Below are 24,202 nucleotides of genomic sequence, written 5' to 3' on the forward strand. Positions count from 1 at the left end.
TCCGTCCCGGGGTGCTCGCGGGGAGTGGTGCGCAGCACCCCTCGTCCCGGGGGGCGGCACCCCGAACGATAGGGCAGCACACCGGACCGGATCCAGTGGTCCAGTCCAATTGGCCACTTCGCCCGGGCACCCCACCCGCCCGACCGCCGCCCGCCGGACCGGCCGGGTCCGCCCGGCCGGACTAGAATCCGAGGCATGGGAGACCGCGCAGGCGCGTCGACCGCGCCGCCCCTGGTTCTCGTCACCGACACGGATTCGCAGCTGATCGATCCGCGCCGGGCGTACCACGTCGGCCGAGACCCGACGAGCGAGATCGTCCTCGACGACCCCCGCGTCTCCTGGCACCACGCCGTGCTCCACGCCGACGACGGCCACTGGCTGCTCGACGACGTCGGCAGCACCAACGGCACCTTCACCGACGGCCGCCGGATCCGGCACGAGGACGTCGGACCCGGCACCCGGCTGCGGTTCGGCAACGCGGCCGACGGTCCGTCCGCGATCTTCGCCGGCCTGCCGGCCCCCACGCCCGGCGAGCGGCCGTCGCTGATCGCCCCGCAGGCCTCCGGGGTCTTCCGCCGGCCCAGCGCGGTGATCCGGCTCCCGGGTCGCACGGTGCGCATCGGCCGGGCCGGCGACAACGACCTCGTCCTGGACGACCTGGTGGTCTCCCGCCACCACGCCGAGCTGCGCACCCTGCCGGACGGCGGCCACGAGATCGTCGACCTCTCCAGCCACAACGGTACGTACCTCAACGGCCGGCCGGTGGAACGGGCGCCGGTCGGCCCCGCCGACATCATCGGCATCGGCCACTCCGCCCTCTGCCTGGCCGGCGACGAGCTGGTCGAGTACACCGACACCGGCGAGATCTCCCTGCACGTCCAGGGCCTGGTGGTCCGGGTCGGCCCCGACCACCGGGTGCTGCTGGACGACGTGGGCTTCCCGCTCGCCGAGAAGGCCCTGCTCGCGGTGGCCGGCCCCAGCGGCGCGGGCAAGTCCACCCTGCTCAACGCGCTCACCGGGCTGCGCCCCGCCGACGAGGGCACCGTCCTGTACGACGGGCGCGACCTCTACCGCGACTACGCCGAGCTCCGCCGCCGGATCGGCCTGGTGCCGCAGGACGACATCCTCCACAAGGAGCTCACCGTCCGCCGCGCACTCTCCTACGCCGCGGAGCTGAGGTTCCCCGGCGACACCGCCCGGGAGGAGCGCGAGGCCCGGGTCGACGAGGTGATCCGCGAACTCGGCCTGGAAGCCCGCTCCGGCCAGGTGATCTCCAGCCTCTCCGGCGGCCAGCGCAAGCGCGTCAGCGTCGCCCTCGAACTGCTCACCAAGCCGTCACTGCTCTTCCTCGACGAGCCCACCTCCGGCCTGGACCCGGGCATGGAGCGCTCGGTGATGCAGATGCTGCGCGGCCTCGCCGACGACGGCCGGACGGTGGTCGTGGTCACCCACAGCGTGCTCAGCCTGGACGTCTGCGACCGGCTGCTGGTGCTGGCGCCCGGCGGCAGGGTCGCCTACTACGGCCCGCCCGACGAGGCCCTGTCGTTCTTCGGCTTCTCCGAATGGCCCGAGGCCTTCGAGGCGTTCGAGAACGAGGACCACGCCGGCTGGCAGCGCCGGTTCCGAGAGTCCCCGCTGCACGAGCGGTACGTGGCGGGCGCCGCGCTGCCGCCCGCCGCGGCGCCGGCGCCCGCCCCCGCGGCGGGACCGGCCGGGGCGGCCCGCAGCCCGATCGGCCCGGAGAAGCCGCAGGGCTGGTTCGCCCAGCTCACCACCCTGGTGCGGCGGTACACCTCCGTGCTGGCCGCCGACCGGCTCTTCCTGACCGTGATGATCGCCCTGCCGTTCATCATCGGCATCATGTGCCGGGCCATGGCCGGCTCCCGGATCTCCTCCGAGAACGCGATCAACGTCGTGCTCACCCTCTGCATCGGCGGTCTGCTCACCGGATCGGCCAACGCGGTGCGCGAGATCGTCAAGGAGCGGGCGATCTACCAGCGCGAGCGGGTGGTCGGCCTGTCCAGATCGGCGTACCTGGTCTCCAAGGTGGTGGTGCTGGGCACGATCACGGTGGTCCAGGCCGCCGTGCTGACCACCGTCGGCCTGGCCGGGGTGCAGCTGAGCCCGGTCCTGGCCAACGGGGTTCGGCTGCAGAGCGGGGTGGTGCTGCCGCCGCTGGTCGAACTGATCATCGCCGTCGCGGCACTCTCCTTCTCGGCGATGATGCTGGGTCTGCTGGTCTCCGCACTGGTGCGCAAGGAGGAGGCCACCATGCCGATGCTGGTGCTCCTCGCGGTGGTGCAGATCGTCTTCAGCGGCGCCATGCTGAAGCTGTACGGCGTGCCCGGCCTGGAGCAGTTCGCCTGGCTGGTGCCGTCCCGCTGGGGCCTGGCGGCCATGGCCCAGAGCATCGACCTGCACACGGTCTTCCCGACCACCATCACCGCCGACCCGCTGTTCCGCCCGGACCGCACCACCTGGCTGCGCTGTCTGGGCCTGCTGGTGGCCCTGTCGGCGGTCCTGGGGCTCGCCGTGCTGGCGCTGTTGCGCCGGCAGGAGCCCGCGATCATGCGGAAGTGACGGAACACGCGGAAGTGACGGAGGCGGCCCGGCGAGCGTCGGGCCCCGCCGAAGCAGTCAGGAGACAGGCAGCCGCCCATGGACGAGTTCGCGTTCCGCCCGACCCACGTCGCCGCGCCGGACGGGATGGCCACCTGGGCGGCGCCGGACCCGTCGCAGCCGTCGACGCCGCTGGATCCGCTGCTGCCGGTCCGGCTGATCGACCGCCGGGGTGACTGGGCGTACGTGCTCTGCTCCAACGGCTGGTCCACCTGGGTGGACGGCCGGCTGCTGGTCGCCCTCCCGGACACCCCGCCGGCCGCCGGCGCGCCCCCCGCCCGCACCGCCGACCCCCGGCCGGCGCTCGCCGAGGCCGAGGGCGCCCTCAACCGCTACCGCTCGTTGCTGGAGGACCTCGCGGCCGCCCAGGTCGACCTGGAGACCTTCCGGGAGCGGGCCCGCGGCCTGCGGATCGGGCTGGTCGTCGACGGCGAGGCGCTCTGGGTGTTCGACGCGGCCCACGACCGCTGGTGCTACTGCGACGGTCTGCAGCTGCAGACCTACGCCGCCTCCGGCCGGCCGCGCTCCAACCCCAGCTCGGCCGGCGGGCCGGTGGCCCCGCGCCCGCCCGTCGCCCCGGCGGCCCCGCGGCCGCCGGGCGCCCGACCGGCCGCCCCGCCGGGCGGGTACGAGCCGACCCGGACGGGTGAACCGTGAGTCCCCCGGAACCGCCGCCCGCCGCCTCCGGGCCGCCGCCCCGCCCGCAGCGCGCCACCGACGACGTCCCCAGCCTGCCCGCCGGCAAGGTGGGCCGCCGGGTGGCCGGCTACCGGCTGGAGTCCGAGATCGGCCGCGGCGGCATGGCCGTCGTCTACCGGGCCAAGGACCTGCGGCTGGGCCGGACCGTCGCGGTCAAGCTGCTGGCCCCCGAGCTGGCCCGCAACGAGGTGTTCCGCAAGCGCTTCATCCACGAGTCGGAGGCGGCCGCCGCGATCGACCACCCGCACATCATCCCGGTCTTCGAGGCGGGCGAGGCCGACGGCATCCTGTTCATCGCGATGCGCTTCGTCGAGGGCGGCGACCTGCGCGGCCTGATCAGGCGGGACGGCCCGTTCCAGGTCGAGCGGGCGGCGCAGCTCGCCCTGCAGATCGCCTCCGCGCTGGACGCCGCGCACGCCCACGACCTGGTCCACCGGGACGTCAAGCCCGGCAACGTGCTGGTCGCCGCCGGCACCGACAGCGAGCACCCCGAGCACCTCTACCTGGCCGACTTCGGCCTCACCAAGAAGTCGCTCTCGCTCAGCGGGCTGACCAACGTGGGCCAGATCGTCGGCACGCTCGACTACGCGGCGCCGGAGCAGATCTCCGGCCGCCCGCTGGACGGCCGCTGCGACCAGTACAGCCTCGCCTGCGTGGTCTTCGAAATGCTGGCCGGGGAGCCGCCGTTCCGCCGGGAGAGCGACCTCGCGCTGCTCTGGGCCCACCTCAACGACCCGCCGCCCAGCCTGCGCGCGCGCCGCCCCGACCTGTCCGGTGCCGTGGACGACGCGGTGGCCCGCGCGCTCGCCAAGTCACCCGACCAGCGGTACGAGGGCTGCCTGCCGTTCGTCGCCGGGCTGCGCGCCGCGATCATCGCCTCGGCCGCCGAGGGACGCGCGCCCGCCGAGCCCTGGCCGGGCGGCGGCCCGCGGACCGAGGTGGTGGTCCCGGCCCACGGCCCGACCGCGCCACCGGGCGTCCCCGAGCCGCCGTCCTGGGCGGCCCCGGTGGTCAGCCCGCCGGTGCGCTGACCCGGCGACCGGAGCCGTCGCCCCCGCTCTCCGGCCCTCGCGCCTTGCGCCCCCGCCCCCGCCCCCGCCCCCGCCCTCCGGCCCTTCCGAACGCGGAGCCCCCATGAACGCCGTCAGCCAGGTCTTCGCCCTGATCGCCGCCGGAGTCCACCTGATCGTGTGGCCGCTGGAGAGCTTCCTCTACGGGCACCCGCGGGTGCGCTACCTGCTCACCGGCAGCACCGCGGACGCGCCCGAGGTCCGGCTCTGGCGCTTCAACGTGGGCTTCTACAACCTGTACCTGGCCCTCGGCCTCGGCGCGGGGGTGGCGGCCCTGCACACGGACGACCGGGCCACCGGCCGCGCGCTGGTCCTGTTCGTCAGCGCCTTCATGATCGCGGCCGGGGTCACCCTCTTCGCCTCCGAGCGCCGCGTCTGGCGCGGGGCGCTCGCCCAGGCCGTGCCGCCGGCGGTGGTCGTCATCGCCCACCTCGTGGCCGGCTGAGCGGCCTCCCGCGGAGGGTGGCGGCCGCACCCGCTCATGGGGCACGGTCGCGGCCGCTCAGCGGCCGGCGGGGGGCTCCACCTCGCCGCGCCGGCCGAGCCGGGCCGCCACCAGAGCGCCCAGGAAGCCCGTCACCAGGCCCCAACCCGCCGCCAGCGGGACGGCCACCCAGAGCTGCGGCTCCAGCACGAGCGTGCCGCCGCCCAGGCCGGCCAGCGGGTTGGTACCGCCGAGCACCGAGCCGAGCAGGTCGCCCAGACCGCCCTCGCCCACCCCGACGCCCAGCACCGAGAGCCCGTACTCGGCGTAGACCCGGGTCCAGACGCCCACCAGCAGCATCGTCACGGCCGCGGCGGCCGCCAGCCGGACGGCGTGCTGCCACGGCCGCACGCCGCGCGGCGCGCGGTAGGCGGCGAGGACGCCGGCGGCGAGCAGCAGGACGGCCGCCAGCGGGAGCAGCCACCAGGCGCGGCCGTCCTGCTCGGCGAGGGTGCCGAGGCTGACGGTGGCCTCCTGGCCGTCCGGAGCCCGCAACGCCTCGGCGAGCGGCTTGGGCACCGGCAGGCCGACCGCACCCACCAGGTGGCCGTGCCACTGGGCGCCCATGCCGACCCCGAAGGCGAGCCAGACCAGGTTCGGCAGCGCCAGGAGCAGGACCGCCGTCGTCTCCCGGGCGTTGCCGTGGACGACGGCGGTGATCAGGCCCACGACCAGCCCGATCGCCACATAGGCGAGCAGCACCACCAGCATCGCGAAGGCGGCCGGACGGACGGCCTGCTGGAACGGCACCAGGGAGCGCGGCAGCGGCGCCCGGCGGGAGACCGCGAAGGCGGCCGTCAGGACGACCAGCAGCCAGAGCAGGCCGAGGCCGATCGTCGTGGCCGCCTCGGCGTGGAAACCGACCTCGGGGTTGACCCCGAGGAGCCCGCCGATCCGTTCGGCGAGGTCGTTGCCGAGCGGGACGGCGAAGGTGTGCTTGGCACCGACCGTCAGCAGGGCGAGGGCGACCACCCAGACGGCGGCGGTCCGGGCCACCCGGCCGAGCAGCTCACCGCCGTGCGCGACCGCGCGGAAGCGCAGCTGGCGCAGGAACACCTCCACCATGGCCAGCGCTCCGACCAGGCCGACGGACAGCGGCATCGCGGTGATCCCGGCGTCCACCTGGGCGAAGAAACCGGCCCCGCCGTCCAGGCTCACCGTGCCGCCGACCGCGAGGGCCAGCGTCGCGGCCAGCACGGAGGGGAAGCCGCCCCCCGGCAGCTCGTCGGCGCCGGCCGCCCAGAGCCCCAGCGCGGCCACCGCGGCCATCGCCACGAGCCCCGCGAGGACGACCGCGAGCGCGTCCAGCCAGCCTCGCAGGAAGCCGGGCGGGCCGGGTGCCGGGGTGGGGGGCTCCGGGTGCATGGGGGCTCCTTCCTGACGGGTTCGGGTGTGCGTTCGGCGTTCGGCGCGACGGGTGCGTGCTCGGTTCACGACGGCTGCGTCCCGGCCTGCCGGGCCGAGGGCGCGGGTGCCACCGCTGCCGGCACCGGGGGCCGGGGTGCCCCGCTCGCCGGGCCTGCGGCCTCCGGCCACCACGGGCCGGCGTCCGGAACCAGACTCACACCCGGGGCCGGAGGCCGCGCGCTGCGCGCGCCACCGCCCCTGGAGCTCGGGGGTGCGAAGCGGGCCCGGGCGGGACCGGACTCGGCGCGGCCCGGACCGGACTCGGGCCGGGGCCGCGGCCCCGGCCCCGGCCCCGGCCCCGGCCGGCACACTCGCACGGACGGCGACCGCGGTGTGACCTGCTGTTGCGGCCCGCGCACACCGGGGGCAGAAATGGAAGCCAGTGGCAGGAGCCTGCTGTGCCGGCCGTTTCGCCGGCCGCCTGCGAAACGGAGCGTCGATGAGTTCCCAACCGCCCCCGTCCGGGCCGCCGTACGGTCCGCCCTCCGGGCCCCCGTCCGGCCCGCTCTCCGGTCCCCCGTCCGGCGGACGCTCGGGCCCGCCCGGTCCCCCGTCCGGCCCATCCGGTCCGGGCAGCGCCGGCGGCGCCCCGGGCGGCCCCCCCGGCGAACGGCCGACACCCTGGTGGCGTTCCTGGCCCAAGCTGGCCGTGGTCGCCGGGACGGCGGTGCTGGCCGTGATCGCAACGGTGCTGATCGTCAACAGCAACAGCGGTTCGTCCCCCGGCGACGCCATCCCGGCCGCCAACGAGGTGGCGCTGCAGCAACCGAGCGATCCCGGTCCGGCGCCGTTCACCCCGTCGGTGGAGACCGCCGCCGTCTCGGCCCCGCAGCCGACCTCCGCACCGGCCCGACCGACCACCGGCACCCAGACCACCACCGCCGCGGCGTCGCCGACCGGCATCCACAGCGTCCAGGGCTCCTCGGCCGGGCTCTACGCCGGGACGATGTCCAAGCCGAGCTGCGACGTCGAAAAGCTGATCTCCATGACGTCCACCGGCGACTCCGGCCGGGCGTGGGCCTCCGCCCAGGGCATCCAGCAGGCCGACATCCCGGGCTACATGCGCTCGCTCACCTCGGCGTACCTGCGGGTGGACACCCGGGTGACCAACCACGGGTACAAGGGCGGGGCGGCGGTCGCCTACCAGTCCGTCCTCCAGGCCGGCACCTCCGTCCTGGTGGACGCGCAGGGCGTGCCGCGGGTGCGCTGCGGCTGCGGCAACCCGCTGAAGCCGCCGCAGCTGGTCTCCGACGCCAAGTACACGGGCAAGTCCTGGGCCGGTTTCCAGCCGTCCCAGGTGATCATCGTGGTCGCGGCGCCGCAGCCGGTGCGGGAGATCGTCCTGGTGAACGTCGAGACGGGTGGCTGGTTCGCCCGGGTGACCGGGCAGATCAAGGTGGAGGACACGCCGGTGAAGGCTCCGAAGGAGCTGGCGCCCGGCATCCCGCCGGCCGAGCCCATGAAGGTGGTCTCGGCGCCCGCCTCGGTCTCCGGCTCCCCGTCGGGCTCCACCTCGGCCTCCAGCACCTCGGGTTCGCCGTCCGGGCCGTCGTCCTCCGCGAGCACCGCCACGTCCACGGCCACCTCGAAGAGCCCCGGCGCCGGTGGCACCTCCTCGCCGCCGGCCTCCTCCGGCCCGCCGACGACGGCGACCGCGACGGCGACGGCGACGGTCACCGCCACCGCGACGGCCCCCGTGACGGCGACGGCCACCGCGACCGCCACCGCCACCGCGACCACCACGGTGACCAGCGGGTCGGCGACCGCCACCACGACGGCGACCGGCACCACCACCGCGGCCACGGCGACCTGTGCCACCACCTCGCCGTCCACGCTGCCGCCCTGCAGCACGGCGGCGGGAGGGCCCGAGGCCAGCTGAGGCCGCAGCCGTGACATGACACGGCGGAGGGGACCCGGACACCGGTCCGGGTCCCCTCCGCCGTTCCGCACCGCCTGCGCTCCGGGTCCGCCCGACCGCCGGACCGGGCCGGACGCCGGCCCCTACGTCCCCCGGGGGACATGCGCAACCCGTTCGGCTCAGCCCGAATCGTGGTGCCGCGCCGGTCTTCACAGACTCGTAGGGCGGGGGTGGAGCCAACGGGGGTGGACTCAACTGGAGAGGCATCCCATGAGCATCGGTCTTCGCCGCGTCGTAGCGGCGACCGCAGTCGTTACCCTCGGTCTCGGTCTGGCGTCGTGCGGCAGCGCCAAGCAGTCCACCGGGACCACGTCGACGGGCGGCAGCCCGAGCGGAACCGCGGTGGGCGCGGTCCGGATCGGCCTGCTGCTGCCCGAGACCAAGACCACCCGGTACGAGCAGTTCGACCGCCCGCTGATCGAGCAGAAGATCAAGGAGCTGGCGCCGGACGCCCAGATCGACTACTACAACGCCAACGAGAACGCGACCACCCAGCAGACCCAGGTCGACACCGCCCTGACCAAGGGCGACAAGGTCCTGATCCTGGACGCGGTGGACTCCAAGGCGATCCAGTCCTCCGTCCAGAAGGCGCACGACGCGGGCGTGAAGGTGATCGCCTACGACCGCCTGGCGCAGGGCCCGGTCGACTCCTACGTGTCGTTCGACAACAAGAAGGTCGGCGAGCTGCAGGGCAAGGCCCTCGTCGACGCGGTCGGAGACAAGGCGAACTCCGGCTCGATCATCATGATCAACGGCTCGCCCACCGACCCCAACGCGGCCGACTTCAAGGCCGGCGCGCACAGCGCGATCGACGGCAAGCTCAAGATCGGCAAGGAGTACGACACTCCCAACTGGGACCCGAACAACGCCAACCAGGAGGCCGCCGCCGCGATCACCGCGATCGGCGCCCCGAACGTGGTCGGCGTCTACTCGGCCAACGACGGCATGGCCGCCGGTATCTCCACCGCGCTCAAGGCCGCCAACCTCAGCGTCCCGCTGACCGGCCAGGACGCCCAGCTGGACGCAGTCCAGCGGATCCTCGCCGGCACCCAGACGATGTCGATCTACAAGCCCTTCAAGCCGGAGACGGACGCGGCGGCCACCATGGCGGTCACGTTCGCCCAGGGCAAGCCCCTCGACGCGAAGCTGGTGCCGGTGACGGTCACCAACGGCAGCGGCAACAAGGTGCAGGCCGACCTCATCACCCCGATCGTCCTGACCAAGGACAACATCAAGACCACCGTGGTCGCCGACGGCCTCTACACCGTCCAGCAGATCTGCACGCCCGACTACGCCGCCGCGTGCTCCGCGGCCGGCCTCACGTGACCCGCGGGCCCTCCGCCCCGGAACACCCCAGGCCGTACCCGTAGCCGACGACGCCCCGCCTTCCCGGGAAGGCGGGGCACGAGGGAGTTGATCACTGTGGCAGGTGAGACCGTTCTGGCCCTGCGCGGGGTCTCCAAACGGTTCGGCGCCGTGCAGGCGCTCACCGACATCGAACTCGAAGTGCACGCGGGCGAAGTGGTGGCCCTGGTCGGCGACAACGGCGCCGGCAAGTCCACCCTGGTCAAGGCGATCGCCGGCGTTCACCAGCCGGACGACGGCGTCATCGAGTGGCACGGCAGGGCGGTCACCATCCACCGCCCGCAGGACGCCCAGCACCTCGGCGTCGCCACCGTCTACCAGGACCTCGCGCTCTGCGACAACCTCGACGTGGTCGGCAACCTCTTCCTCGGCCGCGAGATCCGGCGCTTCACCGTGCTCGACGAGGTGGAGATGGAGAAGCGCTCCCGCGAACTCCTCGACACGCTCTCGATCCGCATCCCGAGCGTGCGGATCCCCATCGCCTCGCTCTCCGGCGGCCAGCGCCAGGTGGTGGCCATCGCGCGCGCGCTGATCGGCGAGCCCAAGGTCGTGATGCTGGACGAGCCGACCGCCGCCCTCGGCGTCGAACAGACCGCACAGGTCCTCGACCTCGTCGAGCGGCTGCGCGAACGCGGCCTCGGCGTGATCCTGATCAGCCACAACATGGCCGACGTCATGGCCGTCGCCGACACCGTCGCCGTGCTGCGCCTCGGGCGCAACAACGGCGTCTTCGACAAGCGCTACACCAATCAGGAACAGATCATCTCGGCCATCACCGGCGCCACCGACAACGCGGTGACCCGCCGACAGGCCCGCGGCACGGAGGGCTCCCAGTGAGCGAGAACACCCCGCCCGGGGGCGAGCCGGGACACCACGTCCCGCTGCCCGAGGACAGCATGCCCAAGGGCGGCGTCAACGCCCCCGTCCCGGTGGCCGCCGAGGCCACCCCCGCCGTGGACCCCCGGCTGATCGTCCGCCAGGAGGGCATCAAGGGCTACCTCGGCGAGTTCCGCCGGCGGCTGAGCAGCGGCGAACTCGGCTCCCTGCCGGTCGTCCTGGCACTGATCGTGATCTGGGCCGTCTTCGGCAGCCTCAACAGCAGCTTCCTCTCCGCGCAGAACCTCTCCAACCTGTCCCAGCAGATCGTCGGCACCGGCATGATCGCGATCGGCGTGGTCTTCGTCCTGCTGCTCGGCGAGATCGACCTCTCGGTCGGCTCGGTCAGCGGCCTCTGCGCGGCGATCTACGCGGTCATGAGCGTGACGCACGGCGTGAACCAGTACGTGGCCCTGATCTGCGCCGTCCTCGGCGGTGCGGTCGTCGGCCTGATCCAGGGCGTGTTCTTCGCCAAGGTCGGCGTGCCGGCCTTCGTCGTCACCCTCGCCGGGAACCTCGGCTGGAACGGCGCGATGCTGCAGATCCTGGGCTCCAGCGGCACCGTCAACCTCCCCGGCAACGACATCGTCTCGCGCCTCTACAGCACCATCTACGGCCAGCAGATCGCCGCGTACGGCGCGGCCGCGATCGGGGTGCTGCTCTTCCTGGGCGCCTCCCTCGCCGACACCAGACGGCGCCGGGGCGCGGGGGTCCCGTACCGGCCGGCGGCGGACATCGCCCTGCGCACGGTCGTCCTGGCGGTCATCGCCTTCCTCGCCGCGTACACCCTCAACCAGTACAAGGGCCTGCCGCTGGCCCTGCTGATCTTCCTGATCTTCATCGTGGTGCTCGACTTCGTCCTGCGGCGCACCACCTACGGCCGGCAGGTGTTCGCGCTCGGCGGCAACATCGAGGGCGCCCGCCGGGCCGGCATCAACATCTCCTGGACCCGGATCAGCGTCTTCATGATCTGCTCCACCATGGCGGCGATCGGCGGCCTCTTCCTCGCCGCCCAGATCCAGTCCGCCAGCCAGACGTCCGGGGGCGGCAACCTGCTGATGAACGCCATCGCGGCGGCCGTCATCGGCGGCACCAGCCTCTTCGGCGGCCGCGGCTCGACCTGGTCGGCGCTGCTCGGCGCGCTGGTGATCGGCTCGATCCAGTCCGGCATGAACATCGAGGGCCTCAGCAACGCGATCCAGTTCATGATCACCGGTGCGGTCCTGCTCGCCGCAGTGGTCGTCGACTCCCTCGCCCGCCGTACCCAGAAGGCCGCCGGCCGGGTCTGACGACCCCACTGCACCGGCCGACCCGGCTGCACCGGCCGCCCCCCCCCGGAGCCCCGACCGCACGCCCGCGGTCGGGGTCCGGCGTTCACCGGCGCGTCCGCCGCGGGCGGGCCGGGCGTGGGTCCGGGGTCGACGGGTGCGGTTGTCGGTGGCGTCCGGTATCCATGGGTGCGGAGACCGTGCCGCCGGGGCCCGGTCGTGTGACCCCGCCCGGAGCCGGGCGGCGGTCGAGCGTCAACAGGGGTGGGGAGCACGTGACCGATCAGTCGGTATTCGTCCTGGGCGGGGGCCTGCACGCCCTGGAGCCGGCCGTGTTCGAGACGGAGGCCGAGTTCCAGGAGCTGCTGGCCCGCCACCCGCGGGTCCTGGACTTCGGTTCGCTGGCCGACGGCCGGCCCTTGCGACTCGTGCTGGTGGCGCGGGAGATGGGCGTCCCGACGAGCGCCGAGAGCGGTCCGACGTACCGGCTCGACCACCTCTTCGTCGACGCCGACGGGATTCCGACACTGGTGGAGGTCAAGCGGGCGAGCGACACCCGCATCCGGCGCGAGGTGGTGGGCCAGATGCTGGACTACGCGGCGAACGGGGCCCGCTACTGGCCGGCGGCGTTGCTGCAGCGTTCCTTCGAGGAGACCTGCGCCGCGGACGGCCGGACCCCGGACGACGCCTACCGGGACCTGCTCGGCGACCGCTCCCCCGAGGAGTTCTGGTCCGCCGTCGAGGAACGCCTGACCGCCGGGCAGATGCGCCTGCTGTTCGTCGCGGACCGGATCCCGGTGGAGCTGAGGGCGATCGTGGAGTTCCTCAACCGGCAGCTGCGGCAGACCGACGTGTACGCGGTCGAGCTGACCCAGTACCGGGGCGACGGCGACCTGCGCGTCCTCGTTCCCCGCATCCACGGCGAGGTCGCCACCGCAGCGAAGTCCCCCACCGGTCGGCGGGTCGCCCAGCGGTCCACTCGCGCCGACCTGGACGCGGCGATCGCGGCCCGCCTGGCCCCGGAGACCGGGCGGATCGCCACGGCACTGCTCGACCACGCCGCGGCCGAGGGGCGGTTGGAGGGCGGTACGGCCAGGTACCCGAGCATGTCCGTCTACTACCCCGTCCGCGGTCGGCAGGTGCCGGTCTGGACGCTCTCCCTGTACGAGGGCCCGGCGAAGGAGGAGCTCGCCTTCAGCTTCGGCTCGATCACCCACCACCTCGGCCCCGCCGGGACGGCCGCGTTCGCCGCCGCCCTCCCCGCCGTCCCGGCCCTGGAGAAGAAGCTGGCGGCGCAGAGCGAGAAGGGCTACCGCGGCTGGCCCTCGGTGCCCCTCGCCGACCTCGCCGCCGACCCGACGGCCCTCGACGCGATCCTGGCCGCGATCCGGCAGCTCATGAACGACCCGTCCGCCCACGTCTGACCCGGTGCCGCCGCCCGCCCGCTACCCGACCGGCTCCAGGCTGACGGGTGGGCGGGCGGTGCCGTGGAAGACCTGGCGTTCGTGCCATCGGCGGTGCTGGTCGGCGACCGGGGGCAGGCCGCGTTGCGGGCCGATGACGGGCCGGCCGGCGAGGGCGAGGACGTGCTGCCGGCTCGCCTCGCTGCGGCCGACGAACCGCTGGGAGACCAGGATGCGACGGTCCTCCCCCAACCCCAACACGCCCTTGTCGAAGAGCTTGTGGTGCAGCGAACAGAGGCAGAGGCCGTTGTCGACCTCGTCCGGCCCGTCGTGGGACCACCAGCGCACGTGGGCGGCCTCCAGGCCGACCGCGGTCGCGCCCAAGGTGCCGTCGTAGCCGCAGAACGCGCACTGGAACTCGTAGGCCGTGAGGACGAGGTCGCGCATCCGCCGGTCCCGCTGGCGCCGGGCCGCCCGGTCCGCGCCGGTCCCGGAGCCGGTCTCCGCGAGTTCCAGGTCGAGGCCGACGGCCGCGCAGAGCTCGCCGTGCAGGGACGACGGGAAGTGCGTGTCCAGCAGCACCCTGACCAACCGGCCCAGCAGGGCCGGCTCCTCGGCGAGGGCGGCCCGCAGGCCGGGCGCGAGCCTCCCGGTCGCCCCGCTGGAACGCAGCGCCCGGACCCCGCTCCCCGGGCTCCCGGCGCCGCCGTCGGTGCGCACCTCCCACACACCGTCACTGACCAGGTGGTGGAAGGGGTAGGCCGGAGTCGTCGGATGCGCCGGCCCGTACTCGGCGAGCAACCGCTTGAGCTCCTCCTCGATCACGCTGTAGCGCAGCCCGCCCCGGGCGTCCTGCTGGTAGCTGCCCAGGGCGTACAGCAGCAGCAGCGGCTTGTGCGGCGCCCGGACGTCGTTGTTGGTCCACCGCCTCAGCTTCGCCACCCGATCGAGCCAGTCCATGGCCGCCAGGGTAGCCGGAGGTGATGACGGCGCCGGGTCAGGGGTCAGCCGGTGACGGCGAGTTCGGCGACGACGGCTCGGTGGTCGGTGCCCTGGAGGCGGTGTTCGGCGACCGAGACGGCGGTCAGGGCGTCGCCGTGCAGGACGTGGTCGATCTGGATCACCGGCGGGAGGTAGGGGAAGTCGTCGTTGTCCTCGGGCCAGGTCGGCGAGACGCCGCGGCCGAGCTCGGCGTGGGTGTCGGTGAGGCCGGTGGCCAGCAGGGCGCGCATCGGCGCGTGGTCGAGGGTCGCGTTGAAGTCGCCCAGGAGGACGGCGTTGCGGGTGCCGCCCTCGGACGCCGCCGCCCGCAGCTCGGCGAAGTCGGCCGACCAGGCCGCGGCGTCGCCCAGCGGGTAGTAGGTGTGCACGGCGGTCAGCCGGACGGTCCGCCCGCCGACCGAGACGTCGGCGGTGACCTGCGCCCGCGCCGCCGCCGGGGCGGAGGCGTCCGGCGGGGTCAGCGGGAACCGCGAGTAGAGGACGGTGTCGCGCCCCTCCGGCAGCCGGCGGTAGGGCAGCAGTTCGGCGATCCCCGCGCGTTCCAGAGCGGCCCGCACGGGGCCGCCGAACTCCTCCAGGGCGAGGACGTCCACCCGCTGCTCGCGCACCAGGCGGATCAGCTCGGCGACGTCGACCCGGCCCATGTAGGCGTTGCTGGTGGCCACTCGCAGGCGTGGCGCGTCGGCCGCGATCGAGGCGTCCTCGGGGATGAACCGCGGCACCAGCCAGCAGAGTTGGAGCACGGCGAGCAGCCCGGCCACGCCCGCCACCCACCACGAGCGGAGCGCCAGCAGCACGCCCAGCAGGACGAGGGTGCCCAGCGCCGCGTACGGCAGCAGCACCATGGGCATCGCCAGCGCCGTACCGTCGTCCCAGCCGCCGAGGCGGACGACCGACAGCGTGGCCGGCAGCGCCAGGCCGAGTGTGCAGACCCCGACCAGGACCCGCCTGGTCCACCCCCGCCGGCCCGGCTTCGCCACGGCCACCGTCCGCTTCCCCACCCGTCACTCCTGTCACTCATCGGCCTGCGCCGAAAGACGCGGAGTGCCGCCCCACGGTTCCGGCAGGCACCCCGGCACCCCGGCACCCCAGCACCCGGGCACGCGGACGCGCAGGCACGCGGACGGGCCGGCGGGCCCGCGCTCCCCTCGTGCGCGGGCCCGCCGTCATGGCCGGGAAGGCGAGCCCCGGCGTCAGGCGGCGCCGAGGTGGGCGGCCCACTTGGCCCGCCAGGCCAGCGCGTCCGCGACGCCCTGGGCGATGTCCCGCTGCGCCTTCCAGCCGAGCAGTTCCCGCGCGGTGTCGACGGCGGCGTAGCAGCCGATGACGTCGCCCGGCCGCGGGTCGGCCTCGCGGACGTCCAGCCGGGCGCCGACGGCCTGCTCGAAGGCGGCGACCAGTTCGCGGACGGTGGTGCCCTCGCCGGTACCGATGTTGATCACGCGGTAGCGGTCGTCCGCGGCCGGCTCGACCACCTCGTCGAACCGGGTGAGCGCGGCGACGTGGGCGTCCGCGACGTCCTGGACGTGGATGTAGTCGCGGATGCCGGAGCCGTCCCGGGTCGCCCAGTCGACGCCGGTGACGGTGAACGGCGTGCCGTCGGTGTAGGCCTCGATGAGCTTGCCGAGCGCGTGGGTGGGGTTGAGGTTCTGCAGGCCGGTGCGCAGCTGCGGGTCGGCACCGATCGGGTTGAAGTACCGCAGTGCGATGACGCGGATCCGCTCGGCGCCGTCGCCCTTGGTCCAGTCCTGGAGGACCTGCTCCATCATCTGCTTGGTGCGGGCGTAGGGGCTGTTGGCGGCGACCGCGCAGGTCTCGTCCACCCGGGCGTCGGGCGTCGGCGCGTAGATCGAGGCGGAGCTGCTGAAGACCACCCGGGTGCAGCCGTTGCGCTGCAGGGACTCCAGCAGCTCGACCGTCTTGCCGACGTTCTCGCGGTAGTAGAAGAGCGGCTCGGAGACGGACTCCGGGACGACGATGCGCGCCGCGCAGTGCAGGGTTGCCTCGATGTCCGGGTGCTCGGCGAAGATGCGGTCGAGGAGTCCGGCGTCGGCGATGTCGCCCCGGTAGAACACGCGGCCCTCGACGAACTCGGCCCGGCCCTTGGAGAGGTCGTCGAGGATGACCGGCGTGATGCCCTGGTCGAGCAGTGCGGACGCGACGGTACTGCCGATGTAGCCCGCACCACCGGTGATCAGGACCTTCTTCATACCCGGATGCTCCTACCCTGGTCGGTCGTCCCGGTGACGGCCTCTACCTGCCTGGACGGTGGTTCGGACGCGTCGGTTCCCGTGCCCGGCGGATCGGCGGCCACGGGCGCGCCGGTGCACAGCTGTGGGCGGCCGCAGCCTGGGCCCTGAAGACCAATGCCCAGGACGTGCCCGGTGGTGGCCGGGCACGTCCTGGGCTCAGGAGCCGATCCGAACCGCGGTCGGGATCGGGATCGGCAGCGGACTCAGATCAGATCGGAACCGGATCGGATCGGAATCGGAATCGGAATCGGATCAAGAGGTCTTCTGGAGCGACCAGGACTGGTAGGCCTGGCCGTTCGGCTTCTGCAGCTCCAGCAGCCAACCGCCGTAGTACCAGCGGTTGCTGACACCGAGCACCAGGTCGGAGCCCTCGGCGGTCAGCGTGACCCCGCCACCGGCGGTCGTCACCCGGAACTTCTGGCCGGCGGTGTCGGAGCAGGGCCGCTGCGCCAGGTACTGGCCGGCCACCGGGTTGCCGCCGAGCTGCATGCACTTGTCCGAGCGGACGGACTTCATCCGGACGGTACCGGAACCGGCGTCCTCGAAGGTCCACTTCTGGTTCGCGTAGCCGGTGCGCTGGTAGGCGATCGCCACCGTGCCGTCGTTCATCGAGCTGCCCCAGAGGTCCGCGGCCTGGCCGGTGAGACCGTTCACCATGGTGTAGCGGGTGCCGGGCTGCGGCTGACCCGCGTCCGAGAGGGTGCGGAAGGCGGCCTCGCGGCCGGGCTTCGAGACGGCACCCGCAGCGTCGCGGACGGCGATCGCGACGGTGTAGGCGGTGTTGGGGGCGAGGCGGACCAGGCCGACCACGGTGCCGCGGACGGTGCCGACGGTCTGGCCGTTCAGCACCACGTCATAGCCGGTGGCGCCCTGGACGGCGGGCCAGCTCAGCATGGCGGAGATCTGGGTGACCTGGCTGGCCGTCACCTCGGGGCCGGTGGTGGTGCCGCCGGTGGGCGAGGCGGTCGGCGAGGGCGAGCCGGTCCGGGTGGGCGTGCCGGTCGGCGACGGGGTGGTGGTGCCGGTCGGCGAGGGCGAGCGGGTCGGGGTCGGCGTGGTGGACCCGGTGGCGGTCGGGGACGGCGTCGGGGTCTGGGTGCGGGTGGGCGAGGCCGTCGCGGTGGGGCTCGGGTTGGGGTTCGGACCGGTGCCGCCGCCGGCGATCAGGAAGCGGTTGTTGGCGACGTTCCAGTGCGTGGCCAGGTAACTGCCGGGCGCGGGCGACGTGTTGTAGTAGTCGTCGTGCCGGCAGTCCAGGCGCGAGTCACTGGCGTTGTCCGGGCAGACGGTCTTCATCGCCGGGTAGTACGGGGTGTCCGAGTAGCACATCAGGTCCCACTCGTCGACGCAGTGGCCGCCCTTGCTCGAGTTGGGCGCGCTGTTGCTCACCGCGCCCAGGTTGTGCCCGAGTTCGTGCGCGGCGGTGTGGCCGCCCCAGCAGCCGGCGTCGGTGCGCCCGTACGAGGGACCGAAGTTGCTCAGGTTGTCCTGGCCCGGACGCTCGTCACCCGCGAAGGTGCCGATGCCGCAGTAGACCTTGGCATCGGTGAACATCATGTACTTGCGGTCCTTGCGGTTGAACCCCTGCGCGGCGAGACCCCGGTTGGTCGCGTTGAAGTCCCCGATCTCGGAGTCCGAGACCTGCACGTTCAGCACCGAGGCGGTGCAGTCGGACTCGGTGACGAAGCGGACGTGCCGGACTCCGCCGGTCTCCTGGGCACTGGCGTTGTAGATGACGTCGACGTCCGCGGCCCACTTCTTGAACGAGGCCAGGTACTGGCCGAAACGGTCGTTGCCCGGGGCGTGGACGTACACCACCTGTACCCGGTTGCCGGTGCTGCCGTCGCCGTCACAGACCACCGCGGAGCCGCCGGCGGCAGGGGTGGTCTGCTGGGGCGCCGAGCCCGCGGCGGGCTCAGCGGCGGCCGCGGCCGCGGCCGTGGGCGCCTCGCCGACCACGGCCTTCTGGCCGACGTCGAGGACCTGCGCCGAACCCTTGACCAGGTCGGCGGCGGCCGGGGGCTGGGCGTCGGCGGGCGGCGTCAGGGTCGCGGGCTGGACGGCCGTCGCCGTCACCGGCGCCACGTCCTTGTGGATGTCCACGTCCTTGGGCGGGGCGTCCGGCCCGTGGCTGCACTGCTGGCCGCCCGAGACCTCCAGCGAACCGGCGCACCGGTCACCGGCCGGCAGGGTGAGACCGGCATAGACCAGACCGCGCTCCGGCTGGTCCTTGGGTATCTCGCGGATCGGCGCGGCCTTCTGGTCCCGGTGCGGGGCCGGCGCCTGCGTGGCGCCTTCGGCGGTGCCCGTCTCGCCCGGCCCGCCGTCGTCGGCGACCGCCCCGGCCGCGACCGCCTCCGCCCGGTCGGCCGAACCCGCCACCGCCGCGACGTCGCCCTTGCCGGACGGCTCCAGCGCAGTCTGGATCCCCAGCACGCCGGCGACCAGACCGGCGGTCACCGCGACCGCCACCAGCGCCGTGCGACGCCCTGACCGGCGCCGCTTCCTGCGGCGGAGCTCCGAACTCCGGTGTCCCATGCCGCTCTCCTCTCCTCGTGCGACGGCCCGCGTGCCGCGTGGGCGACTGCTGGGCCTTCCGACACTCCGGAGACCGGGAGGGGCTGGAGGGGATAACAGAAACATCTTTCGAAATTCGGGAAGACTGGCGAGAAGCCGTACGGACGGGGGCGGTGAGTGCACGTCCGGTTCGTGCACCGGCGCATCCCGGGCCGGTTCCGGGCGCGTCGCGGCGAGTTGACGGCGGGTCGGGAGGAGGATGCGCCGACGGCGGGGCCGGCGTCACGCGGGAGGGGGTGCGGGGCGCGGCAGGGCGACACGCGGGGCGACCGTGCACCGGAACGGACGGGCGGGGGCCTCCGGGAGGGGAGGGCGCGCAGGGTCCGGCGTGCGCCCGAGCCGGAGACGGAGACACGTCCCGGGCCACGGCGGTGCCGGGGAGCGCGCTCGGGGGGTACGCGCTCCCCGACAGGGGGTGGCGACGGCCACCCGGCCGGGCTCTCCGGGGGTTCGGAATCCGGCTGCCGTGTCCGGAATGCTAGACCCGCCGGAAGGCCGTGACCAGAGTCCTGACCAGCCAATTTCCCGCCCAGGACATGCCATCCGGCCCACCGCTCGGGCCCCCTCGGCCCCACCCCGGAGCAGCCGTCACTCCGGATCCGGCCCATCGGCCCCGGAGCGGCCGAACCGGCGCGCCGACGGACACCGCCCACCTGGCCCGGCCCGTCCGCGCGAACCGAAACGGCCGGATCGGATCGGTCAGGCCGCGACGCCCAGCGGACGGGGAGCGGACCGGCGGGCGGCCGGCGCGTGCATGGCGGTGAGGGAGGCGGCCAGCCGGGCCGGATCGCCGGCCAGCCAGAGCCGCAGTGCGGCGGACAGCGCGCCACTGGCCGGCCCGACCCGCACCCCGCTGAGCCGGGTCACGCGGTCGCCCACCAGCGGCAGGAGGTCGACCATCGCGGCCGGCAGCCAGAACGTCACCGCGCACGGCGCGGGACGGGCGAGGACCCGCACCAACCGGAGCGTGTGGGTGTCGCCGGTCAGAGCCGGGATCACGTCGAGCAGGCCGTCCGCCGCGACCTCGGACACGTCGCTGCCGTGGCCGCGCGCCAGCGCCCGCAGCAGGGCCCGCTCGGCCGCGGTGATCCGGACGGTCAGCATGACGTCCTCGCAGTCCATGGTCCCTGCTCCCGTCTTCCGCCCGGTGGTGTTCCGCCGGGCGCGCTTCGGTGGTGGTGCTTCGGTGGTGGTGCCTGGGGGGTGGTGCTTCGGTGCGTGTGGGGTGCGCCTCGGGTGGGTGCCCGGGGGCGCCGCCTCACGGGTGTGTGCCGGCGGCGGGTGCGTACCGACGGCGGGCGCGTACCGGCGGCGGCGTGTTCCGACGCGGTGGGATGCCGCTCGGCCTCCGTCAGGCCTCCGGTCCGGGCGGCGCCTGCGGCACGTCCCGTCCCTGCGGTCCTTCCGGCCCCTCCGGCCGCAGCAGGCCGTAGTGCCCGTCGTAGCGGCGGTAGAGGACGCGGCCGCGGCCGTCGTCCGGATCGGTGTGGAACACGAACGGCCAGCAGGTCAGCCAGAGCCGGCGGGCCGCCTCGGCCGGATCGAGCCGCGGCGCGGGGTAGGGGCTCTCGGTGAGCGGGAGCCCGCCGCTCCCGAACCGGGCCGCCGAGTGCGCCCGCACCAGCCGGAGTCCACCGTCGACCGGCGCGCGGTGGACGACGCTGTCCTGGCCGGTGAGGGCGTCGACGAAGAGGTGGAACGTGTGGTCCAGGGCGAGCAGTTCACGGACGGCCTGGTCGGGGGTGCGCAGCGCGGGCACCACCGTCTTGTACCGGACGATCTGCCGCTCGGCGAGCGGGCGCGGGGCGTACTGCGGGCAGTAGGCGCTCTGGTAGGCCACCGCGAGGCCGATGTGCCCCTGCTCGCGCAGCCGCGCGGCCCGGCCGGCCAGCGTGCCGAGCGCGACGTCCACCGCCTCGCGGGCGCTCGCGGCCGCCAGCTGGACCCGGACCCGCCCGACCCCGTCCAGTTCCACCGACCCCTGCACCACGACCGGCCGGGTCAGTGCCCGGTGCCGCAGGCGGGTGACCCGGACCCGGGCGGTGTGCGCGTCCGGGCCGAGCGCCGAGATCAGCTCCACCGCCTGGGTCCGGGCGTACTCGGCGTCCTCCCGGGGCAGCTCGCCACGGATCTCCACCCGCACGTCGGGAGCGGGCCGGTGGCGCAGACGGGTCATCAGGATCCTCCTTGGTCAGGCACCATGCTGGACCTGGAGGAGGTCTCCGGCCGAGGGTCGAAAGACCCTCATGCCCCGGCCCGGCACGCCCCTCCCCCGGACCGGCCCCCGGACCGGGTCCCGGGCCGGGTCCCGGATCGTCCGACCGGGCCGCGCCGAGGCACGCCGGCACCGCGGCACCTGCCGTCACGCGGAACGCCTGCCACCAGGGCCACGGACCCCGCTCGCCGGCGTGCCGGCCGGTGTCCGCCGAAGGGGTGATCCCCTCGAGTACGGCGCAACGCCCGCCCGGCCGGCGCGTTTCCTATGGCGTGCGCCCCCTCTGATGGTGGCGTGCGCGGGGGTCTGCGTCAGCGCTGTCCGGCCCCCGGATTCCGCCTGTCGCGGCGGGGCTCCGGCGTCCCGCCGCGGCGGCTCGATGTGGTGAGAGGCAGTGTCATGACCCTGACGACCGAGCCCCGCAGACCGGCCGCCCGGTCCGGAAGCACACCCCGCCCGGTCCCCTCGGGCCCTCCCCCGCTCGCACCCGGCGCCGTCCCCGGCCTCGGCCACGCCCCGGCACTGCTGCGCGACCCGCTCGGCTTCCTCGGCTCACTCGCGCGCCACGGCGGCGTGGTCCGGATCCGGCTCGGACCGCGCACCGTCTGCGTGGTCACCGACGCGCGCCTCGTCCACACCCTGCTGGTCGCGTTGGCGCACGACTGTCCCCGCGGGGCCGTGCAGGACACCCTCCGGACGGCCTTCGGCGACGGCCTGCTGATGTCCGAGGGCCGGGCGCACCGCGACCGCCGCCGGATCGTCCAGCCCGCCTTCGGTCAGGACCGGATGGGCGACTACCTCGCGGTGATGCACCGGGTGGCCGAGGAGCGCGCCGCGAGCTGGCGGTCCGGCCAGGTGGTGGACGTCGCCAAGGAGATGAACCACCTCGCCCTCGACATCGTCACCCGGACGCTGTTCGACGCGCGGCTGGACGAGGAGTCCGCGCTCGCCTTCCACCGGGCGCTGCCCGACATGGTCAAGGGCCAGATCGTCCAGTCGCTCTACCCGCACCCGGCGCTCGCACGCCTGCCGCTACCGGTCAACCGGCGCTTCGCCGCCGCCGTCCGCGTCCTCAACCGGGTCGTCGACCAGGCGGTCGACGCCCCTGCCCGGCCGGAGGACTCCGGCGCAGCGGGTGGCGCGGGCGACACCGGCGCCACCGGCGGCTGTCCGTTCGCCGGCGGGCCGGACCGGACCCTGCCGGGACTGCTGCGCGCCGCCACGGACCCGGCGACCGGACGCCCGCTCACGGAGGCCGACGTACGCTCCGAGGCGATCACGATGTTCGGCGCGGGCACCGAGACCGTCTCCACCACGCTCACCTGGCTGATCGACGAACTGCTGCGCCACCCCCTGGTGGAGGAGCGGGTCCTGGCCGAGCTGGACGAGCACCTCCCCGCGGGCACCGTGCCGACGCCGGAGGCGCTCGCCCGGCTGACGTACACCCGCAGCGTCGCCCAGGAGGTCGTCCGGCTGCACGCCCCGAACGCCTTCCTGATGCGGACCGCGCGCGTGCCGGTGGAGCTCGGCCCGTACCGGATCCCGGCCGGCACCGAGCTGCTCTACAGCCTGACGGCCGTGCACCGCGATCCGCGGCTCCACCCCGAGCCGCTCCGGTTCCGCCCGGACCGCTGGCGGTCGGACGACGCCGCGGCCGGCAGCGGACCGGCGGCCGACGGCGGACCGGCCGGCAGCGGGCGCCAGGCGTTCCTGCCCTTCGGCGCGGGCAAGCACAAGTGCATCGGTGAGGCCTTCGCCTGGGCCGAGCTGATCGTGGCCGCCGCCGCGATCCTGCGCCGCTGGCGGCCGACGGCGGTGGCGGGCGCCCGGGCCCACGAGGTCGTGTGGACCACCGTCCAGGCCCAGGGCCTGCGCGTCCGACTCGCCCCGCGCGCCGGCCGGACCCCGCAGGGCACTCAGGCCCCGCGCAGCGAGGCCGTCCCGGGCAGACACGACACCCCGGGCAGGCACGACCCGCGCGACACCCCGGGCACGCACCGCACGGGCCCCCGAGTCGCTCCCGGGGCGCTCGCCGCCCGGGCCGCGCGAACCGCCACCGTCCCCCGACCCGCCGGCCCCACGAGAGCCGCCTCCGGGCCCCCGCCCGGCCCGGCCGCCCACCGCTCCCCCGGGGAGCTGCGCGCAGCCGCCACCCGTCACGACGACTGGATGCTCGGCCACGGCCTGCTCACCCCCGCCGACCTGCCCCGCTACCACGCCAACACGCTCCCCGAGCTGATCGGCCACGCCTACCCCCGCGCACACGGCGCCGGACTGGACCTCCTGATCGACGTCCTCGGCTGGTTCACCCTCCTCGACGACCGGTTCGACGGACCGCCCGGCCGAAGTCCGTCCGAGGCCCGGCGCCTGATCGAGCCCCTGCTCGCCGTACCGGCCGGCGGCCCCGCCCGGGCGGCCGTCCCGAACGACCCCCCGCTGCTGCGCTCCTGGCAGGAGCTGTGGCAGCGCCAGTGCGCGACGATGTCCCCGGCGTGGCGCGAGCGGAGTGCCGCCGAGTGGCGGGCCTGCCTGGAGACCTTCCTCACCGAGTCCCGGCACCGCGCCGCCCGCACCGTCCCCGACCTGCCCGAGACGGTGCGGCTGCGCCGCCACGCCAGCTGCCTCTACCCGTTCATGAACATACTGGAGCGCGTCCAGGGCGCCGAGGCACCGGCCCGGCTGCACGCCGATCCCGGCCTCCACACGCTGCGCGCCCACACCGCCGACGCGGCGACGCTCATCAACGACCTATGCTCACTGGAACGGGAGGAACGCCAGCCCGTCGCCGCCTTCAACACCGTGCTCACGCTGCAACGCGTCCGCGGCTGCACCCGCCGCGCGGCGATCCGGGCCGTCCGCGCCCGGATCGCCCGGCTGCAGGAGGAGAGCACGGAGCTGCGTCACCGCCTGGGGCTGCGGCACCCGGCCGGCCAGTGGTACCTCGACGGCACCCGGGAGCTGGTCGACGGCGTCCGCGTCTGGGCCGGCACCAGCCACCGCTACCGGCCGGGCGCTCGGTGACGGTAGCCCGGCGACGGGCGCTCGGT

17 protein-coding genes are annotated in these 24,202 nt (G+C 74.5%); 10 read left to right on the forward strand and 7 right to left on the reverse strand.

Translation table 11 applies throughout. From position 1 onward, the window contains the following. Positions 1–195 precede the first annotated feature (195 nt). The 4 genes from MCM47_RS26905 (at position 196) to MCM47_RS26920 (ending at position 4,833) form a co-directional block, all read left to right on the forward strand. Complete coding sequence (locus MCM47_RS26905) at positions 196–2,580, forward strand: FHA domain-containing protein (protein ID WP_238864289.1); 2,385 nt, start codon at positions 196–198, stop codon at positions 2,578–2,580. A gap of 78 nt (positions 2,581–2,658) precedes the next feature. Further along, positions 2,659–3,276: a hypothetical protein gene (locus MCM47_RS26910; RefSeq protein WP_238864290.1), complete on the forward strand. Its 618-nt coding sequence runs from the start codon at positions 2,659–2,661 to the stop codon at positions 3,274–3,276. Then, positions 3,273–4,349 carry a serine/threonine-protein kinase gene (locus tag MCM47_RS26915; protein ID WP_374209212.1) on the forward strand — a complete coding sequence of 359 codons (1,077 nt, stop codon included), beginning with the start codon at positions 3,273–3,275 and terminating at the stop codon, positions 4,347–4,349. The genes MCM47_RS26910 and MCM47_RS26915 overlap by 4 nt, the downstream gene beginning before the upstream one ends. A gap of 103 nt (positions 4,350–4,452) precedes the next feature. Continuing rightward, the gene (locus tag MCM47_RS26920) at positions 4,453–4,833 is read left to right on the forward strand and encodes a DUF1304 domain-containing protein (protein WP_238864291.1); all 381 of its coding nucleotides are present in this window, start codon (positions 4,453–4,455) and stop codon (positions 4,831–4,833) included. A 57-nt stretch (positions 4,834–4,890) separates the two neighbouring features. On the opposite strand, the gene MCM47_RS26925 is transcribed toward MCM47_RS26920, so the two are convergent. Beyond that, positions 4,891–6,237 carry a streptophobe family protein gene (locus MCM47_RS26925; RefSeq protein WP_238864292.1) on the reverse strand — a complete coding sequence of 449 codons (1,347 nt, stop codon included), beginning with the start codon at positions 6,235–6,237 and terminating at the stop codon, positions 4,891–4,893. 718 nt (positions 6,238–6,955) lie between these two features. On the opposite strand from MCM47_RS26925, the gene MCM47_RS26930 reads away from it, so the two are divergent. The 5 genes from MCM47_RS26930 (at position 6,956) to MCM47_RS26950 (ending at position 13,130) form a co-directional block, all read left to right on the forward strand. Continuing rightward, positions 6,956–8,158, forward strand: a complete 1,203-nt coding sequence (locus MCM47_RS26930; protein WP_238864293.1) for a DUF6777 domain-containing protein — start codon at positions 6,956–6,958, stop codon at positions 8,156–8,158. A 249-nt stretch (positions 8,159–8,407) separates the two neighbouring features. Next, the gene (locus MCM47_RS26935) at positions 8,408–9,523 is read left to right on the forward strand and encodes a sugar ABC transporter substrate-binding protein (RefSeq protein ID WP_238864294.1); all 1,116 of its coding nucleotides are present in this window, start codon (positions 8,408–8,410) and stop codon (positions 9,521–9,523) included. A gap of 96 nt (positions 9,524–9,619) precedes the next feature. Next, positions 9,620–10,399 (forward strand): ATP-binding cassette domain-containing protein, encoded by a 780-nt coding sequence (locus MCM47_RS26940; protein WP_374209213.1) that lies wholly within the window; start codon positions 9,620–9,622, stop codon positions 10,397–10,399. Between the two features lie 59 nt (positions 10,400–10,458). Further along, on the forward strand, positions 10,459–11,727 hold the full coding sequence (locus MCM47_RS26945) for a sugar ABC transporter permease (protein WP_238864393.1): 1,269 nt from the start codon (positions 10,459–10,461) through the stop codon (positions 11,725–11,727). A 254-nt stretch (positions 11,728–11,981) separates the two neighbouring features. Next, on the forward strand, positions 11,982–13,130 hold the full coding sequence (locus MCM47_RS26950) for a hypothetical protein (RefSeq protein ID WP_238864296.1): 1,149 nt from the start codon (positions 11,982–11,984) through the stop codon (positions 13,128–13,130). A gap of 21 nt (positions 13,131–13,151) precedes the next feature. Here MCM47_RS26950 and MCM47_RS26955 read toward each other — a convergent pair whose 3' ends face one another. The 6 genes from MCM47_RS26955 to MCM47_RS26980 form a co-directional block, all read right to left on the reverse strand. Beyond that, the gene (locus MCM47_RS26955) at positions 13,152–14,069 is read right to left on the reverse strand and encodes a phosphorothioated DNA-binding restriction endonuclease (RefSeq protein WP_238864297.1); all 918 of its coding nucleotides are present in this window, start codon (positions 14,067–14,069) and stop codon (positions 13,152–13,154) included. Between the two features lie 44 nt (positions 14,070–14,113). After that, positions 14,114–15,112 carry an endonuclease/exonuclease/phosphatase family protein gene (locus tag MCM47_RS26960; protein ID WP_238864298.1) on the reverse strand — a complete coding sequence of 333 codons (999 nt, stop codon included), beginning with the start codon at positions 15,110–15,112 and terminating at the stop codon, positions 14,114–14,116. Between the two features lie 192 nt (positions 15,113–15,304). After that, positions 15,305–16,321, reverse strand: coding sequence for a UDP-glucose 4-epimerase GalE (gene galE / locus MCM47_RS26965; RefSeq protein WP_238864299.1), 1,017 nt, complete (start codon positions 16,319–16,321; stop codon positions 15,305–15,307). 294 nt (positions 16,322–16,615) lie between these two features. Next, positions 16,616–18,901 carry an RICIN domain-containing protein gene (locus MCM47_RS26970; protein WP_238864300.1) on the reverse strand — a complete coding sequence of 762 codons (2,286 nt, stop codon included), beginning with the start codon at positions 18,899–18,901 and terminating at the stop codon, positions 16,616–16,618. A 738-nt stretch (positions 18,902–19,639) separates the two neighbouring features. Next, a complete protein-coding gene (locus tag MCM47_RS26975) occupies positions 19,640–20,062 on the reverse strand; it encodes a hypothetical protein (protein ID WP_238864301.1) in 423 nt (140 codons plus the stop codon). A gap of 229 nt (positions 20,063–20,291) precedes the next feature. Then, a complete protein-coding gene (locus MCM47_RS26980; RefSeq protein WP_238864302.1) occupies positions 20,292–21,116 on the reverse strand; it encodes a sigma 54 modulation/S30EA ribosomal C-terminal domain-containing protein in 825 nt (274 codons plus the stop codon). Positions 21,117–21,554: 438 nt separating this feature from the next. Here MCM47_RS26980 and MCM47_RS26985 point away from each other — a divergent pair, with 438 nt between their 5' ends. Beyond that, positions 21,555–24,176 carry a cytochrome P450 gene (locus MCM47_RS26985; RefSeq protein ID WP_238864303.1) on the forward strand — a complete coding sequence of 874 codons (2,622 nt, stop codon included), beginning with the start codon at positions 21,555–21,557 and terminating at the stop codon, positions 24,174–24,176. Positions 24,177–24,202 lie beyond the last annotated feature (26 nt).

The organism is Kitasatospora sp. A2-31 (genome assembly GCF_022288725.1).
In the GTDB taxonomy this organism is placed as follows: domain Bacteria; phylum Actinomycetota; class Actinomycetes; order Streptomycetales; family Streptomycetaceae; genus Kitasatospora.